This window comes from Sphingomonas crocodyli, assembly GCF_004005865.1.
Taxonomy (GTDB): domain Bacteria; phylum Pseudomonadota; class Alphaproteobacteria; order Sphingomonadales; family Sphingomonadaceae; genus Rhizorhabdus; species Rhizorhabdus crocodyli.
In genome coordinates this window covers 1,638,319-1,652,754 of record NZ_SACN01000001.1, presented here as the reverse complement: position 1 = coordinate 1,652,754, position 14,436 = coordinate 1,638,319, and the positions used below count along the sequence as shown (strand labels likewise).

At 66.0% G+C, this 14,436-nt stretch carries 15 protein-coding genes; 6 read left to right on the top strand and 9 right to left on the bottom strand.

Annotated elements, in window-relative coordinates; genetic code table 11:
* Positions 1-3: 3 nt before the first annotated feature.
* The 6 genes from EOD43_RS07915 to EOD43_RS07890 form a co-directional block, all read right to left on the bottom strand.
* Positions 4-1,536, bottom strand: coding sequence for an XrtA system polysaccharide chain length determinant (locus tag EOD43_RS07915; RefSeq protein WP_127742733.1), 1,533 nt, complete (start codon positions 1,534-1,536; stop codon positions 4-6).
* Positions 1,537-1,576: 40 nt separating this feature from the next.
* On the bottom strand, positions 1,577-2,224 hold the full coding sequence (locus tag EOD43_RS07910) for an XrtA/PEP-CTERM system exopolysaccharide export protein (RefSeq protein WP_127742731.1): 648 nt from the start codon (positions 2,222-2,224) through the stop codon (positions 1,577-1,579).
* Between the two features lie 99 nt (positions 2,225-2,323).
* Positions 2,324-3,562, bottom strand: coding sequence for a pyridoxal-dependent decarboxylase, exosortase A system-associated (locus EOD43_RS07905; protein WP_127742729.1), 1,239 nt, complete (start codon positions 3,560-3,562; stop codon positions 2,324-2,326).
* Positions 3,559-5,076 carry an acyl-CoA ligase (AMP-forming), exosortase A system-associated gene (locus EOD43_RS07900; protein WP_127742727.1) on the bottom strand — a complete coding sequence of 506 codons (1,518 nt, stop codon included), beginning with the start codon at positions 5,074-5,076 and terminating at the stop codon, positions 3,559-3,561. The genes EOD43_RS07905 and EOD43_RS07900 overlap by 4 nt, the downstream gene beginning before the upstream one ends.
* A gap of 61 nt (positions 5,077-5,137) precedes the next feature.
* Entirely contained in the window at positions 5,138-5,626 is a 489-nt protein-coding gene (locus tag EOD43_RS07895) for a hypothetical protein (RefSeq protein WP_127742725.1), read from the bottom strand.
* A gap of 306 nt (positions 5,627-5,932) precedes the next feature.
* The gene (locus tag EOD43_RS07890) at positions 5,933-7,585 is read right to left on the bottom strand and encodes an electron transfer flavoprotein-ubiquinone oxidoreductase (RefSeq protein ID WP_127742723.1); all 1,653 of its coding nucleotides are present in this window, start codon (positions 7,583-7,585) and stop codon (positions 5,933-5,935) included.
* 152 nt (positions 7,586-7,737) lie between these two features.
* Between EOD43_RS07890 and EOD43_RS07885 the strand changes: the two genes are divergently transcribed.
* The 6 genes from EOD43_RS07885 to EOD43_RS07860 all read left to right on the top strand — a co-directional run bounded on the left by EOD43_RS07885 (position 7,738) and on the right by EOD43_RS07860 (position 12,656).
* Complete coding sequence (locus EOD43_RS07885; RefSeq protein WP_127742720.1) at positions 7,738-8,469, top strand: uracil-DNA glycosylase family protein; 732 nt, start codon at positions 7,738-7,740, stop codon at positions 8,467-8,469.
* Positions 8,466-10,232, top strand: a complete 1,767-nt coding sequence (locus EOD43_RS07880) for a lytic transglycosylase domain-containing protein (RefSeq protein ID WP_127742718.1) — start codon at positions 8,466-8,468, stop codon at positions 10,230-10,232. The genes EOD43_RS07885 and EOD43_RS07880 overlap by 4 nt, the downstream gene beginning before the upstream one ends.
* 76 nt (positions 10,233-10,308) lie before the next feature.
* On the top strand, positions 10,309-10,503 hold the full coding sequence (locus EOD43_RS07875; protein WP_127742716.1) for a KTSC domain-containing protein: 195 nt from the start codon (positions 10,309-10,311) through the stop codon (positions 10,501-10,503).
* A gap of 38 nt (positions 10,504-10,541) precedes the next feature.
* Positions 10,542-11,069, top strand: a complete 528-nt coding sequence (gene moaB / locus EOD43_RS07870; RefSeq protein ID WP_127742714.1) for a molybdenum cofactor biosynthesis protein B — start codon at positions 10,542-10,544, stop codon at positions 11,067-11,069.
* Between the two features lie 2 nt (positions 11,070-11,071).
* Entirely contained in the window at positions 11,072-11,539 is a 468-nt protein-coding gene (locus EOD43_RS07865; RefSeq protein WP_127742712.1) for a hypothetical protein, read from the top strand.
* 40 nt (positions 11,540-11,579) lie between these two features.
* The gene (locus EOD43_RS07860) at positions 11,580-12,656 is read left to right on the top strand and encodes a PA0069 family radical SAM protein (protein WP_127742710.1); all 1,077 of its coding nucleotides are present in this window, start codon (positions 11,580-11,582) and stop codon (positions 12,654-12,656) included.
* 47 nt (positions 12,657-12,703) lie between these two features.
* On the opposite strand, the gene EOD43_RS07855 is transcribed toward EOD43_RS07860, so the two are convergent.
* The 3 genes from EOD43_RS07855 to EOD43_RS07845 form a co-directional block, all read right to left on the bottom strand.
* Positions 12,704-13,186, bottom strand: coding sequence for a vgr related protein (locus EOD43_RS07855; protein ID WP_127742708.1), 483 nt, complete (start codon positions 13,184-13,186; stop codon positions 12,704-12,706).
* A 19-nt stretch (positions 13,187-13,205) separates the two neighbouring features.
* Positions 13,206-13,595: a PilZ domain-containing protein gene (locus tag EOD43_RS07850; RefSeq protein ID WP_164857159.1), complete on the bottom strand. Its 390-nt coding sequence runs from the start codon at positions 13,593-13,595 to the stop codon at positions 13,206-13,208.
* Positions 13,596-13,690: 95 nt separating this feature from the next.
* Entirely contained in the window at positions 13,691-14,434 is a 744-nt protein-coding gene (locus EOD43_RS07845) for a cistern family PEP-CTERM protein (RefSeq protein ID WP_164857158.1), read from the bottom strand.
* Positions 14,435-14,436 lie beyond the last annotated feature (2 nt).

Genomic DNA, 14,436 nt, shown 5'->3' with positions numbered 1-14,436 from the left:
CGATCAGCTTATCATCAGACGTTTAACGAATTCGACCAGCAGCAGCAGGCCGAATACGCCGGTCAACGCGCCCGCCGCGGAGGAGAACCAGATCAGCTGCTGCCGCTTGGCCGCGCGCGTCTCCACCGTCACCACTTCGGAAATCGCGCCCAGCACCGGCAGGCCGCTGGCCTTCGCCAGCTGCTGCGTGGTCGTATAGCTGTTCGACAGCTGGCTCTTGGCGAAGGCGACACCCGCGCCGACCACCAGCCCTGCGATCAGCACGCCGGTCAGCAGCAGCGGCCGGTTCGGCGCCGCCGGTTTGGTCGGGAAGGACGGGCGATCGATCACGCGGAACGCAACCTTGTCGCTCTTGCCGGTCGCATCGGCGCGCAGCTTGGCGGTCTCACGATCGGCCAGCAGCTTGTTATACTGATCGCGCAGCACCGTATAATCGCGGTCGAGCTTCTGGCCGGTCGCCTCTTCGTCGGGCGCGGTCAGCTGGCGCGTGGCGATCTGCTGCATATCGGCCTGAAGCTGCGCCTTGCGCGCCGAATACATCGCGACATTGCCCTGCCGTTCGGCCTGCATCGACTTGATCGAGACATAGACCGGGTTGGGCGCCATCGGCCCGGAAACCGATCCGCCGCGCCGCTGCTCGGCACGCGCCTGCGCAAGCTGCGACTTCATCGCAATCACGTCGGGATGCCTGTCGGTCCATCCACGCGCGGTGGCGTCCGACAATTGCCCTTCGAGCAAGGCGATACGCTGTTCGGTCGATCCGCCGCCGGGCGCGCCCGCAACCGGGATGCTCGCCGGGGTCGCCGCCAGCTGCCCGTTCATCGCGGCCAGCGCGCTCTGCGCCGACATCAGGTTGGATTCGACGTTCGACAGTTCGTTGCGCGCCAGCTCCATACGCTGTTCCAACGAACCGCTGCCCGGCAGATTGCCCATCGTCCGCTGCGCCAGCGCCGCGCGCTGCCGATCGACATTGGCGAGTTCCTTGGCCCGGCGCGCCAGCTCCTGATCGAGGAAGGCGAGCGCCTGCTGGCTCTCATCGCGCGACCCCAGGATATTTTCCTGCACGAAGATGTCGACCAGCTGCTGCGTCACGTTGCGGACGATGAACGCGGTCTCGCGGTCCGAAAAATCCTTCAGGCCGACGCGGGTCTTGATCTCGAGCAGATTGTCGCCGTTCGCGGTGATCGAGATGCCCGAACGCAGCGCGCCGATCAGCGGCAGCGATTCCGCCGATGTCAGCGCGCGTTCACCGTTCGACACATTGGCGACGACGCGCTTGAGCGTTTCGGTCGACGTCAGCGACTGGCGGACGCGTTCCATGTCCTTCTGCCGATCGCTGTCGTCGATGCCGATCTGACCGGTCAGCCGCGAACTGGTCTGCACCGAGATGCGGGTCGAGCTTTCGAACGCGGCCGGGATGCGCATGACGAACGCCCAGCCGACCAGGCACACGCCCCACGCGACCACGATCGCGAGCCAGCGCAAGCGCCAGATCGCGAACAGCGCAATCCGTATCTCGGTATAGATCGCTTCCATCGACCCTACACCGCCCCCACGGCCAAGGCAGGATCACGCATCAAAAGGCGCTCTCCGGAATGATGATCACATCGCCGGGCATCAGCTTGACGTTGGCCTTGATGTCGCCGCGCTTGATCAGGCTTTCGATCTTGATCTTATATTCGTCCTGCTTGCCGGTCGTCTGGTTGTGGCGGATCAGGCGCGCACGGTTGCCCGCCGCGAATTCCGAAAGCCCGCCAACCGCGATCATCGCGTCGAGCAGGGTCATTTCCGCGCGATATGGGATCGACGCCGGCTTTTCCGCCGCGCCGACGATGCGGATCTGCTGCGAATAGGTGCCCGAAAAGCTGTTGATGATGACCGAGACAATCGGATCCTTGATATAGGTCGACAGCGCGTCGCGAATATCGTCGGCCAGCTTGGTCGGCGTCTTGCCCACCGCCACCATGTCGGTGATCAGCGGCAACGTGATGCGCCCGTCGGGCCGCACCTGCACCGATGCGCCAAGCTCCGGATTGCGCCACACGAACACGGTCAGCGCATCGAGCGGGCCGATCGCATAATCCTCGCCCGGCGTCGCGCTCGGCGACACGAAAGGCGCAGGCGGCAGCTCCTTGGCCGGTTCCGCCGCGATTGCCGGCGAAACCGCCGCAATCGTCAGCGCAAAGCCGCCCAGTCCCCCAACAAGCGACCGACACAAACCCATACAAATACCTCCGCCAAGCGGCCCATCGCGCAATATGATGGCGAAATCATGCCATGAAGATGTGAACGCTTCCCTTATGTGCGCAGTTGCACCTAAGAATCACAGGATTACATCCCCGTCTATGGTTAATTCGACCGGAACGGGGTGTCCGAGAAACGATTGCGGGCTGGCGCTCGCGCCATAAGCGCCCGCCATGAAGATTGCGATAACATCGCCCACCCCGGTTCGCGGCAGGCCGACCTGATTTCCGAGCAGGTCGAGCGGGGTGCACAGACACCCGACGACGCTCACTTCCTCCTCCACCGGCGCGCCGAAGCGCAGCGCATTGGCGATCGGATAATTGCGGCGGACCACGGTGCCGAAATTGCCGCTGGCCGCTAGCTGGTGATGCAGCCCGCCGTCGACGACCAGGAAGGTCTCACCGTGGCTGACCTTCCGATCGACCACACGGGTCAGATAGACCCCCGCCTCGGCCACGATCCACCGGCCAAGCTCGATCGCGAAGGCGCTGTCGGTCAGGATCGGATCGCGTGCGGCAAGTGCGGTTTCGAGCGCCACGCCGATCGCCTCGATGTCGAGCGGCTTGTCCCCCGCAAAATAGGGAACGCCGAAACCACCACCCAAATTGACAAGCGGGGGAACGACTTGCGATTCATTGCTCAATCGCGCTGCGAGCATGAGGGCGGACGCCTGAGCCTCGACGATCGCATCGACCATCAGCGCCTGCGAGCCTGCGAAGATGTGCAGCCCGCGATAATCCGCGCCCGCCGCCACGATGCGGGCGATCAACGCCGGAACGCGTTCGGCATCGACGCCGAAGGGCTTGGCACCGCCGCCCATCTTCATCCCCGACCCCTTGAGATCGAAGTCGGGATTGACCCGCACCGCGAGCCGGGGGCGGATGCCGATGCGTTCGCCGATCGCCAGCGCGCGCTGCGCCTCGCCTTCGGATTCGAGGTTGATCGTGATGCCCGCGCGGATCGCGGTTTCGAGTTCGCGGTCGCGCTTGCCGGGGCCGGCGAAGGAAATGTCCGCCGACGTCATTCCGGCGTCGAGCGCCAGCCGTGCCTCGCCTTCGGACGCAACATCGATCCCGTCGACCATCGCCGCGATCGCGCGGACCAGCGGGCGATGCGGATTGGCCTTCACCGCATAGTGAAGCTGGACATTGGGGAAGGCCGCACGAAAGCGGCCGATACGCTGCCGGATCGCATCGACATCATAAGCGAAGAAGGGTGTATCGACTGCAATATCAATCAGTTCTTGTACAGTCTTTCGACCGATTATCAATTGATCATTCGATGCAAAAGCTTCGGGAATGGGTCCGGTCGGCTTCATGCCAGCGCCTCACTCTTGAGCGCGGCCCGATCGAGCTTGCCATTGGCGTTGCGCGGCAGATCGTCGCGCCAGCGCACCTCGCGCGGCTGCATGAAGCCGGGCAGGTTGCGCTTGAAATGATCGGTCAGCCGCGCGTCGGCATCGTCGCCTTCGCCGCGCGCAAAGAGCAGGATCGCCTGTCCCAGCCGATCGTCGGGCACCCCGATCGCGACCGCCTCGGCCACCGCGCCGCTGGCAATCGCAGCTTCCTCAATTTCCGTTGGACTCAATCGATTACCTGATGTCTTTATCATTTCATCATCACGCCCGACGAAGCGCAGCAGTCCTTCCGCATCGCGCGTGACCGTATCCCCGGACCAGACCGCCACCCCGCCCTCGCGCGATGCGACCGGCGCCGGCTTGAACCGTTCGGCGGTGCGTGCCGCATCCTGCCAATAGCCCTTGGCGACCAGCGGCCCGGCATGGACGAGTTCGCCCGGTTCGCCATCTTCCGCCACCGCGCCGTCCGCGCCAATTACCAATATCTCGGCAAAGGGGATCGCCGATCCGATCGAGTCCGGATGCGCGTCGATCAGCGCCGGATCGAGATAGGTCGATCGGAACGCCTCGGTCAGCCCATACATCGAATAGAGATCGGCCTTGGGAAACAGCGCGCGCATCCGCCGGACCAGCGGCACGCTCAGCCGACCGCCTGTATTGGTGAGCCGGCGCAGCGGCACGATCGCCGCCTCAGGCCAGTTCGCCTCGGCCAGTTGCACCCAGAGCGGGGGCACACCCGCGAGCGTGGTGATGCCGTATCGCTCGACCGCCTTCACGACATCGCGCGGGGTCAGATAATCGAGCGGCACCACGCTGCCGCCCGCCGCCCAGGTCGAGAGCAACTGGTTCTGCCCATAGTCGAAGCTGAACGGCAGCGCGCAGAGCGTGCGATCATCGGCCTCCAGCTTCAGATAATGCGCCACCGAAATCGCGCCGAGCCACAGGTTCGCATGGCTGAGCATCACCCCCTTCGGCCGCCCGGTGGAACCAGAGGTGTAGAGGATCGCGGTCAGCGCATCGGGATCGGCGCTGGACGGGCCGAGCCCTTCACCCTCGAACAGAGCCGCGCCTTCGGCTTCCTCGATCAGCAGCGCGCAGCCTTCGGGCCGGTCGCCGGGTTCGAGCGTGTCGGCGCGGCCCTTCCCCGCGATCAGCAGGCGTGCGCCGCTGTCGGACAGGATGTGCGCGACCTGCGGATGCTTGAGCAGCGGATTGATCGGAACGTGGATCAGCCCGGCCCGCGCCGCCGCGAGCGGCAGCAGGCAGGTCAGCCGGCTCTTGGCGGCCCAACTGGCCACCCGATCGCCCGCAACAAGTCCGCGCGCCAGCAGGTTGGCGGCAATCGCGCCGACCAGGCGATCGAGCGTCGCATGGTCGATCGTGCCGGCCTTGTCGGTGAGTGCCAGCGCCCCGCGCGCGCCCATCACCGCCAGGTGATCGAGCGGACGCGGGTTCGGATCGAGAGCGACGACCATGCGCCCGCCCTAGCGGTTAATTGGCCAGCATTGAAGTAAACTGTTCCCCTTTCGGGGGAAATCAGCGTTCGGCGAACTGGACGAAATCGACCGTGCCGCCGCGTGCGCCGCACGAGAAGTGACGCTGCCCGCGATCGGCATCGACCACGCCTTCGACCCGCCAGCCATCGCCGTCGCGGCCGACCGAGTCGACGCCCAGCACGCGACCGCGCGCCATGCTTTCGGCGGCGTCGGTGCAGATCGACGCGACTTCGCGCGCATCCCCGCCCGCCGCATTAACGTCGAAGCGGCCGTTCGAACGGACTTCGCGGCGATCGTCACGATCGCGGTTGCGCCCAGCCGACGTCGCGATCGCGACCGCACCGCCCGCAATCACCGCGCCGAGCAGGAAATTGCCGAAAGCGTCACCGCCGCCACGGCGATAATAGCCGCCGCCCCAGCGCGGGCCGCCCCAATAACCGCGCGGTCCCCAGGGACCAGCCTCGGCCGGAGCCGCCGCACCCACCAGCATGGCGGCACCCGCCATCGCACCGATCAGCATCTTCTTCATCGTCGAACACCCCGAATACGCAGAGCCACAGGCTACATCACAGCTGCGACTAACCGCCAGTGGCTTGCGACAAGCTGAATGACGCGACACCCTCCCACCCCCACTCGTCATTGCGACGAGCCGTCCTTCGACAGACGGGCTTCGACAGGCTCAGCCCTGCTCAGGATGAGCGGGAAGTAAAAACCAACCGCTCATCCTGAGTAGCCACTGAGCTTGCCGAAGTGGCGTATCGAAGGACGCTCGCAATGACGAGACTAGGCAGGAAACGAAAACGGGCCGGAAGTTTCCCTCCGGCCCGCTATCGCATCACATGTTCGGATAGTTCGGCCCGCCGCCGCCTTCGGGCGTCACCCAGTTGATGTTCTGGGTCGGATCCTTGATGTCGCAGGTCTTGCAGTGGACACAGTTCTGCGCGTTGATCTGCAGCGCGGGCTGGCCGATGTCCTTGCCCACGATTTCGTACACGCCCGCCGGGCAGTAACGCTGTTCGGGCGCATCGTACCACGGCAGGTTGATGTCGATCGGGATCGACGCATCCTTCAGCTGCAGGTGGACCGGCTGATCCTCCTCATGGTTGGTGTTCGACAGGAACACCGAGGAGAGGCGATCGAAGCTGATCTTACCGTCGGGCTTGGGATAATCGATCTTGGGCGCGATATCGGCGCGCCACATATCCTCATTATCCTTGTGGTGCTTCATCGTGAACGGCAGGCCGATGCCCAGATAGCGCATCCACATGTCGGTGCCGCCGAGCAGCGTGCCCGCCAGCGGACCGAACTTCGCCACCATCGGCTCGACATTGCGGACGAGCTTCAGTTCCTTGGCGACCCAGCTGGCCTCCAGAGCCTCCGGATAGGCCGTGATCTCGTCGCCCTCGCGGCCCGCCTGCACCGCGGCGAAGGCCGCTTCGGCCGCCAGCATGCCCGACTTCATCGCCGTGTGGCTGCCCTTGATGCGCGGCACGTTCACGAAGCCCGCCGAACAGCCGATCAGCGCGCCGCCGGGGAAGGTGAGCTTGGGCACCGACTGCCAGCCGCCCTCGTTGATCGCACGCGCGCCATAGGAGACGCGACGGCCGCCTTCGAGCACCGCCTTGATCGCCGGATGGGTCTTCCAGCGCTGGAATTCCTCGAACGGATAGACGTGCGGATTCTTGTAGCCGAGGCCGACCACGAAGCCGAGCGCGACCTGGTTGTTCGCCTGATGATAAAGGAAGCCGCCGCCCACTTCTTCGGTCAGCGGCCAGCCCTGCGTGTGGATCACGCGGCCCGGAACATGCTTTTCGGGATCGATGTCCCACAATTCCTTAATACCGATGCCGAAGGTCTGCGGCTGACAGTCCGCCTCAAGGTCGAACTTGCCTTTGAGCATCTTCGAAAGATGGCCGCGAACCCCTTCTGCGAAAAAGGTATATTTCGCGTGCAGCTCCATGCCGGGCATGTAGTCCGGCTTGTGCTCACCCTCGCGGTTGATGCCCATGTCGCCGGTCGCGACGCCCTTCACCGAACCATCGTCATTGTAGAGGATTTCGGCCGCGGCGAAGCCGGGGAAGATCTCGACGCCCAGATTTTCGGCCTGCGATGCGAGCCAGCGGCACACGTTGCCGAGCGACGCGGTGTAGGTGCCATGATTGCTCATGAAGGGCGGCTGGATGATGTGCGGGACCGAGAACTGGCGATTCTTGGTCAGCACCCAGTGGAGATTCTCGACAACCGGCACGGTCAGCGGGGTCGAGCTGTCCTCGCGCCAGTCGGGCAGAAGCTCGTCGAGGGCGATCGGATCGATCACCGCGCCCGACAGGATGTGGGCGCCGACTTCCGAACCCTTTTCGAGCACGCAGACGCCGATTTCTGCGCCCGCTTCATTGGCGAGCTGCTTGAGCCGGATCGCGGCGGCCAGGCCTGCCGGACCTGCTCCCACGATCACGACGTCATACGTCATGGATTCGCGTTCGGACATCTCAATACCCCTCGAAACTCTGCCCAGTCTCCGATCGTCGCACCCGACGAACGTCATAGCCGAAAGCCGCTGCCCGCGAATTGACGCCGCCGTCAACCCCATCCTTTACTGTTTGCGTGGAAATGGGGGGGAATATCGACACCGCGGCGTCAATGGCCGCCCTGTTCGCCTGGTGGCGTGACGCAGGGCTGGATTGCTTCGTCGAGGATGTCCCGCGCGACTGGCTGACGCCACCGGTGAAGGCCGTCGTCCGGGCTGCGCCGGTCGAGGTGTCGACGCCATCTGCACCCGCGCCTTCCGCGCCGGTAGCCGCCCCGCCCCCCGCGCCCGCCGCCCTTCCCGACAGCCTCGATGCGCTGCAGGCATGGCTCGCGACCAGCGACGCAATCCGCCTGCCGACCGCCGGCCGCATCGCCCCCGCCGGCGATCCTGCATCGGGCGTGATGATGATGGTCGATCAGCCAGAACCCGACGACGCCGAGGCCGGCCAGTTGATGGCGGGTGAGATCGGCCGCCTGTTCGATCGGATGATGGCCGCGATCGGCCGCGATCGCGCCTCGATCTACCTCGCCGCAATGGCCCCCGCCCGCCCGATCGCCGGGCATGTCGATGCCGCGCTGGCACACCATCTCGGTGAGGTTGCGCGCCGCCACGTCTCGCTCGCCCGCCCCCGCGCGCTGCTGCTGTTCGGCGATCAGCCGGCGCGCGCCTTGCTGGGCAAGGGCACGATCGAGGCGCGCGGCCGCGTCCACGATGTTCAGATCGACGGGGGAGCGACCCGCGTCATCGCCACCTTCCACCCCCGCCACCTGCTCCGCCACCCCGCGCACAAGGCGCATGCCTGGGCGGACCTGCAGCTCCTGATGAAGACACTCGGCCAATGACATTCCGCTCCGCCCTCCTCGCCGCCGCGATCTTCGCCGTTCCCACGATCGCGCATGCAGAAGGCGTCGACATCCCCGCCGCCACGACGCTGAGTGCGACGACGATCGCCCTCCCCTCGGGCCTGACCGCCGAACAGCGCACATCCTGGCGCAACGTCTTCGCCGCGATCCGCAGCGGCGACTGGTCCGCCGCCGACGCGGGCATCGCCGCCAACCCCAAGGGGCCGCTGACCGAAGTGGCGCGCGCCGAACTGCTGCTCGCCAAGGGATCGCCCAAGGCATCGGACGACACGCTTTCCACCCTGCTCGCCACCGCGCCCGACCTGCCCGAGGCGCAGGCGGTGTCGCGCATCGCCAGCCAGCGCCGGCTGAGCGTCCCCGCCCTCCCGCTTCCGCGCGATCTCGTCCGGCTCGCCGGCCCGTCGAAGCGCGCCGCCGCCCGCGCGATCCGCAGCGACCGCGCCGCAGCCCAACTTTCGCAGAGCGTCACCCCGCTCCTCAAGGCTGATCAGCCAACCAGCGCCGAAGCCCTCGTCACCGCGCGGCTCGGCGATCTTTCGCCCGAGGCGCAGGCCGAATGGCTGCAGCGCGTCGCCTGGGGCTATTACCAGACCGGCGACGATGCCTCCGCGATGCGCGTCGCGACGCAGGCGCAGGGATCGAGCCTTGCCGACTGGGGTGTGCAGGCCGCCTGGGTGAACGGGCTGGCCGCGTGGCGATCGGGCGATTGCAACGCCGCCGCTGTCGCCTTCGACAAGGTTGGTAGCCAGGCGCGCGACAGCGAGACGATGGCCGCCGGCCTGTATTGGACCGCGCGCGCCGACATGGCCTGCGGCCGCCCCGACCGGGTCGAACCGCGCCTGCGCTCCGCCGCGCGGATGAAGGAGACCTTCTACGGCCTGCTCGCGCAGGGGCAGCTTGGCATGGTCGCGCGCGCCGACATCCAGCCGCGGCTGACCGCGAACGACTGGGTCGCGATCGGCGCGATCCCCAATGTCGTGCGCGCGACCGCGCTCGCCGAAATCGGCGAAAATGCGCTCGCCGATCAGATGCTGCGCCATCAGGCGCGGATCGGCCGCGCGCAGGATCATGAATCGCTGGTGCACCTCGCCAACCGGCTCGATCTGCCCGAAACCCAGATATGGCTCGCGCAGAACGGGCCGGCGGGTTCGGTCCTCTCGGCCGCGTGCCGCTATCCGATGCCCGGCTGGGCGCCCGTCAGCGGGTGGCAGGTCGACAAGGCGTTGATCTTCGCCCACGCGCTGCAGGAATCGCAGTTCAAGGCGGATGCCACCAGCCCGGCCGGCGCGCGCGGCGTGATGCAGCTCATGCCCGCCACCGCGCAGATGGTCGCCCGGCATCAGGGCCGCACGATCGATGCGGCGACGCTCGGCACGCCCGCTCAGAGCATCGAACTCGGCCAGGCCTATCTTCGCGAACTCGCCGACAGCGGCAATACGGGCGGCCTGCTGCCCAAGGTGATCGCCGCCTATAATGCCGGCCCCGGTTCGGTTGCGAACTGGAATGCGCGCGGCCGCAACCTGGCCGACCCGCTCCTCTTCATCGAAAGCATCCCCTTCGCCGAGACCCGCGCCTATGTCGCGATCGTCCTGCGCAATTACTGGATGTACCAGCGCCAGGCCGGCGTCCTCCCGACCAGCCTCACCGCGATGGCGCAGGGCCTGTGGCCGCGCTTCCCCGGTCTTCCGGGCCGCGAGGCGGTGCGCCTGACGGCGGTCGGCAGCCCGGCAGCGGCGGATTAATCCATTACATCGTCACCCCGGACTTGATCCGGGGTGACGTAGGGAAACGAGACAGACACTCGCGCGTTTCCCACGCATGTCCTCCGTCATCCAGACCTTCGCCTATGACGCGCCGGCCGAGCGCCTCGACGTGCGGTTCGTGAGCGGGCGGCTCTATCATTATTATGGCGTGCCCGCCCGACTGGCGGCGGCGATGAAGCGGGCGACGTCGAAGGGGCGCTTCTTCAACCTGCGCATCCGCGATCATTTCCGCTTCACGCGCGACGATTGACGCGCCTATCTGCTCCGGCTGACCGACGGAGCCGTGCCATGCCGATCAAGGAAGACCTGCCCTTTCACCCCGTGCGCATCGCCGTGCTGACCGTGTCGGACAGCCGCGATCTGGCGAGCGACAAATCGGGCGACACGCTGGTCGCGCGGATCGAGGGGGCGGGGCATATCGTCGCCGATCGCGCGATCATTCAGGACGATTGCGACCTGATCGCCGACCAGTTCCTGCGCTGGATCGAGGATGTGCAGATCGACTGCGTGATCTCTACCGGCGGCACCGGCGTCACCGGGCGCGACGTGACCCCGGAGGCGGTCGAGCGCGTCGCCGACAAGATCATCCCCGGCTTCGGCGAACTCTTCCGCTGGCTCAGCTATGCCAAGATCGGCACATCGACGATCCAGTCGCGCGCCACCGCCTGCGTCGCGCGCGGCACCTATATCTTCGCGCTCCCCGGCTCCACCGGCGCGGTCAAGGACGGGTGGGACGACATCCTGCAATACCAACTCGACAGCCGCCACATGCCCTGCAACTTCGTCGAACTGTTTCCACGCCTGATGGAGAAGTGACGATGCTGGGGCTGCTGATCGCCGCTTCGGTCGCGGCCAGCAATCCGGGCTGGGCGAAGTTCAGCCGGCAGACGATCGGGATCGGCCCCACTGTCACGATCGGCCGGTTCGACGAAAAGGGCACGAAGCGTTCAATCCACTGGTTCCGCTTTCAGGAAGACGTCCGCGTGCAGAAGGACAAGGCCCGCACCTTATGGGCGGACAGCCGCAATTGCCCCGCCGTGCGCACCGCGCTCGACGCTCTGTCGGACGTTCGCTTCGGCGTTCAGGCGCCACCCGATCGCAATGACGGCCCGGTCGTGATCCAACTCGACGGGGTGGGCTACACTTTCGAGAACCGGCTGGCTTTCGGGCCGGGCAAGGAGATCGTGTCGATCTATGCGCGTGAGCGCAGCCCGCTGGCCATTTGGATCGATGCCACGCTGGACGGTCTGAAACCGTGCTGGAGCGAAACCGCGCCCGAGCAATAATGTTCTTGATTTGTTCTGCCACAGGTTCATATTGCCGCGCATGGGCAATGCGCGCGCATCCGAAGGCCGGGGAGCCGTCACCAACGTCGCCAGCACGCGCTTCGACGATAAGGCGCGCGAGGCGGACGGCGATTGGCTCGACGAACGCGAGGGGATAGACGGCGAAGCACCGCGGCTGCGCACCGAGATCACGGTCGAAACCCCGCGCACGATCATCACGCGCAACCAGTCCCCCGACATCGGCTTCGACCGATCGATCAACGCGTACCGGGGATGCGAGCATGGCTGCATCTACTGCTTCGCGCGGCCGACCCACGCGTACATGAACCTGTCGCCGGGGCGCGATTTCGAGAGCAAGTTATTCGCCAAGCCCTCCGCGCCCGATCTGCTGCGCAAGGAACTGGCCGCGAAGAAATATGAATGCCGCCCGATCGCATTGGGCACCAACACCGATCCCTATCAGCCGATCGAAAGCGACTATCGGATCACGCGCGGCATATTGGAGGTGCTGGCCGAACATCGGCACCCGGTGACGATCACGACCAAATCGGCGCGGGTGGTGCGCGACATCGACATATTGGGTGCGATGGCGGCGGATGGGCTGGCGGCGGTGATGATGTCGGTGACGAGCCTCGATCCGCGCATCGCGATGACGATGGAGCCGCGCGCCTCCGCCCCCGCCAAGCGGATCGCCGCGATCGGGGCGCTGACGCGGGCTGGCGTGCCGACCTTCCTTTCGCTCTCCCCCGTCGTCCCCGCGATTACCGATCATGAGATCGAGGCGATCGTCGAGGCGGCGGCCGAACAGGGTGCGCGCGGCGCGTTCAGCCTGATGGTGCGCCTGCCGCACGAAGTATCGCCGATCTTCCGCGCCTGGCTCGACGCCAACTTCCCCGACCGCAAGGACAAGGTGATGAACCTGATCCGCGAGGCGCGCGGCGGGCGCGACAACGATCCCGACTTCCACACGCGGATGCGGCCACAAGGCCCCTATGCGATGATGCTCAAGGCGCGGTTCGAGGCGGCGTGCCGCAAACATGGCCTCAACCGCGAACGCATGACGCTGCGCACCGACCTGTTCGTCAAACCGGGCGGGGATCAGTTGAGCCTGTTCTAGCCTCCTCGTCATTCAATCCACTCCGCAGTTCGGAATGGATTGCTTCGCTACGCTCGCAATGACGAGTGGGGAGAGAAGGGCAGCACCGCCTCCAACTCTGCCAAGGTCGGCGCCCCTGCCCTCGCGACGCCGCTGCGCAGGAGGAAGGCGTCGGACACCATCTCGGCCTGCTGTTCGATCCCGTAGCGCGTGAAGGGCTTGCCGAGCTTCAAAATGTAGCGATAGCTACAAAAGGGATGGCGCATCAGCGGCAACCACCAGCGCCCGCTGCGCTGCGCCTGCCAGACATGGGTCATCTCGTGGAGGAACAGCGCGGCCCATTGCGTGCCCGCATCGGCATAACAGGGCCGCCATGTCGGGCCGTCGGGGTGGCACCAGATTTCGCCGTCGGGCGCCATCACGACATTGCGGCGCTGGAGCGGCCACCAGCGTCTCCGGTTGACCGCAACCTGCCCCACGTCGATCGCATCGCCGAACATGCCGCGCACCAGCGCGGTCTCGGCGTCGGTCAGCGGTCGGCGCGTTTCCATGCCACCGATGTAGGGACGATTATTTGCGGAACCAGCGCAGCCAGTCGCGGCGGCCGCTGCGGCGCGCGGCCGTCAGGCGCGGGGCGCCGGTGGCGGCGACCATCTGCGCGATCTGCCCATCGCTGAGGCTGGTTTCGAACGCAACGCCGAAGCGGTTGCCGCGACACCAGGCGACCCGCGACAGGATATCAATCCCGTTCCACAGCACCCAGATCATCTCGCCCGGCATGCGCGGCATATCGGCGTGGACCAGCGCGCCCTTCTTCGACAGATCGAGCAGGTGGACCGGAACGGTCCGCCCCGCCGCCAGCACGCGCGCCGCCAGAAAGACCTTGAGGCGCTTGCCCTGACGGGGATCGACCGGCTGGCCGACCTCCTGATCGATCTTGAACTGGGCGGACATATCCATCGCAACACTCTCCAGACCGGCTGAACGGGCCGGCGATGGAGAGGTCATACGCACATGTTCCTGCATCCCGGTTAGCCGGGTTGGTGAACGCGGCGTTAGGCAGTCTGTAAAGTGGTGACACCCTTGGCGGGACGACGACGCACAGCCGCGCCGATCAGGCCGAAACCGACCAGCATCATCATCCACGTCATCGGTTCGGGCGCGGTGATGACCGCGATATCGTCGGCGCCCGACGTCATCGACGTGACGCGGCCGACGCCCAGCGCCCAATCGTTCTTGTCGATATTCCGCGACAGATCGAGGAACTTCACCGCGAAATGATCGAGGTCGATGCTGCTCATCACATTGCCGAAGGTGATCGCAAAGCTGCCGGTGCCCTGATTGCGGACGCCATTTTCATAATGCGCGACGCAGTTGCTGCCGCCGCCGCCGCCCATGCAGAGGTCCAGCGTCCCGATCGTGCTCGACGGCCACTGCACGTTGGTCGACGTGGATGCCAGCGCGCCCGTCGCGTTGAACGCGGTGAAGGCGCCGGTCGTGTCGAAGCCGAGCGCGTGGACATAGGAGCTGTAGGCGGAATCATTCTTCAACGTGTAGTTGAAGTTGTACGTCTTCCCGCCGTTGGTGAGCCCGGTATAGGTGAAGGTGCCCGTCGCGCCGACCTTGTTGGTCTCATTGCCCTGCGCCGACATGCCTTCGAAATCGATCGTCCAGCCCATGCCGACATTCGTGCCCTTCACGGTCACGACGTCGTTGAAATCGAACACCGTCGCGGCGGCGGGAACGGACAGGGTGGCGGCGCCGATGACGGTCATCGCCGTCAGGGCCAGATTACGCATGC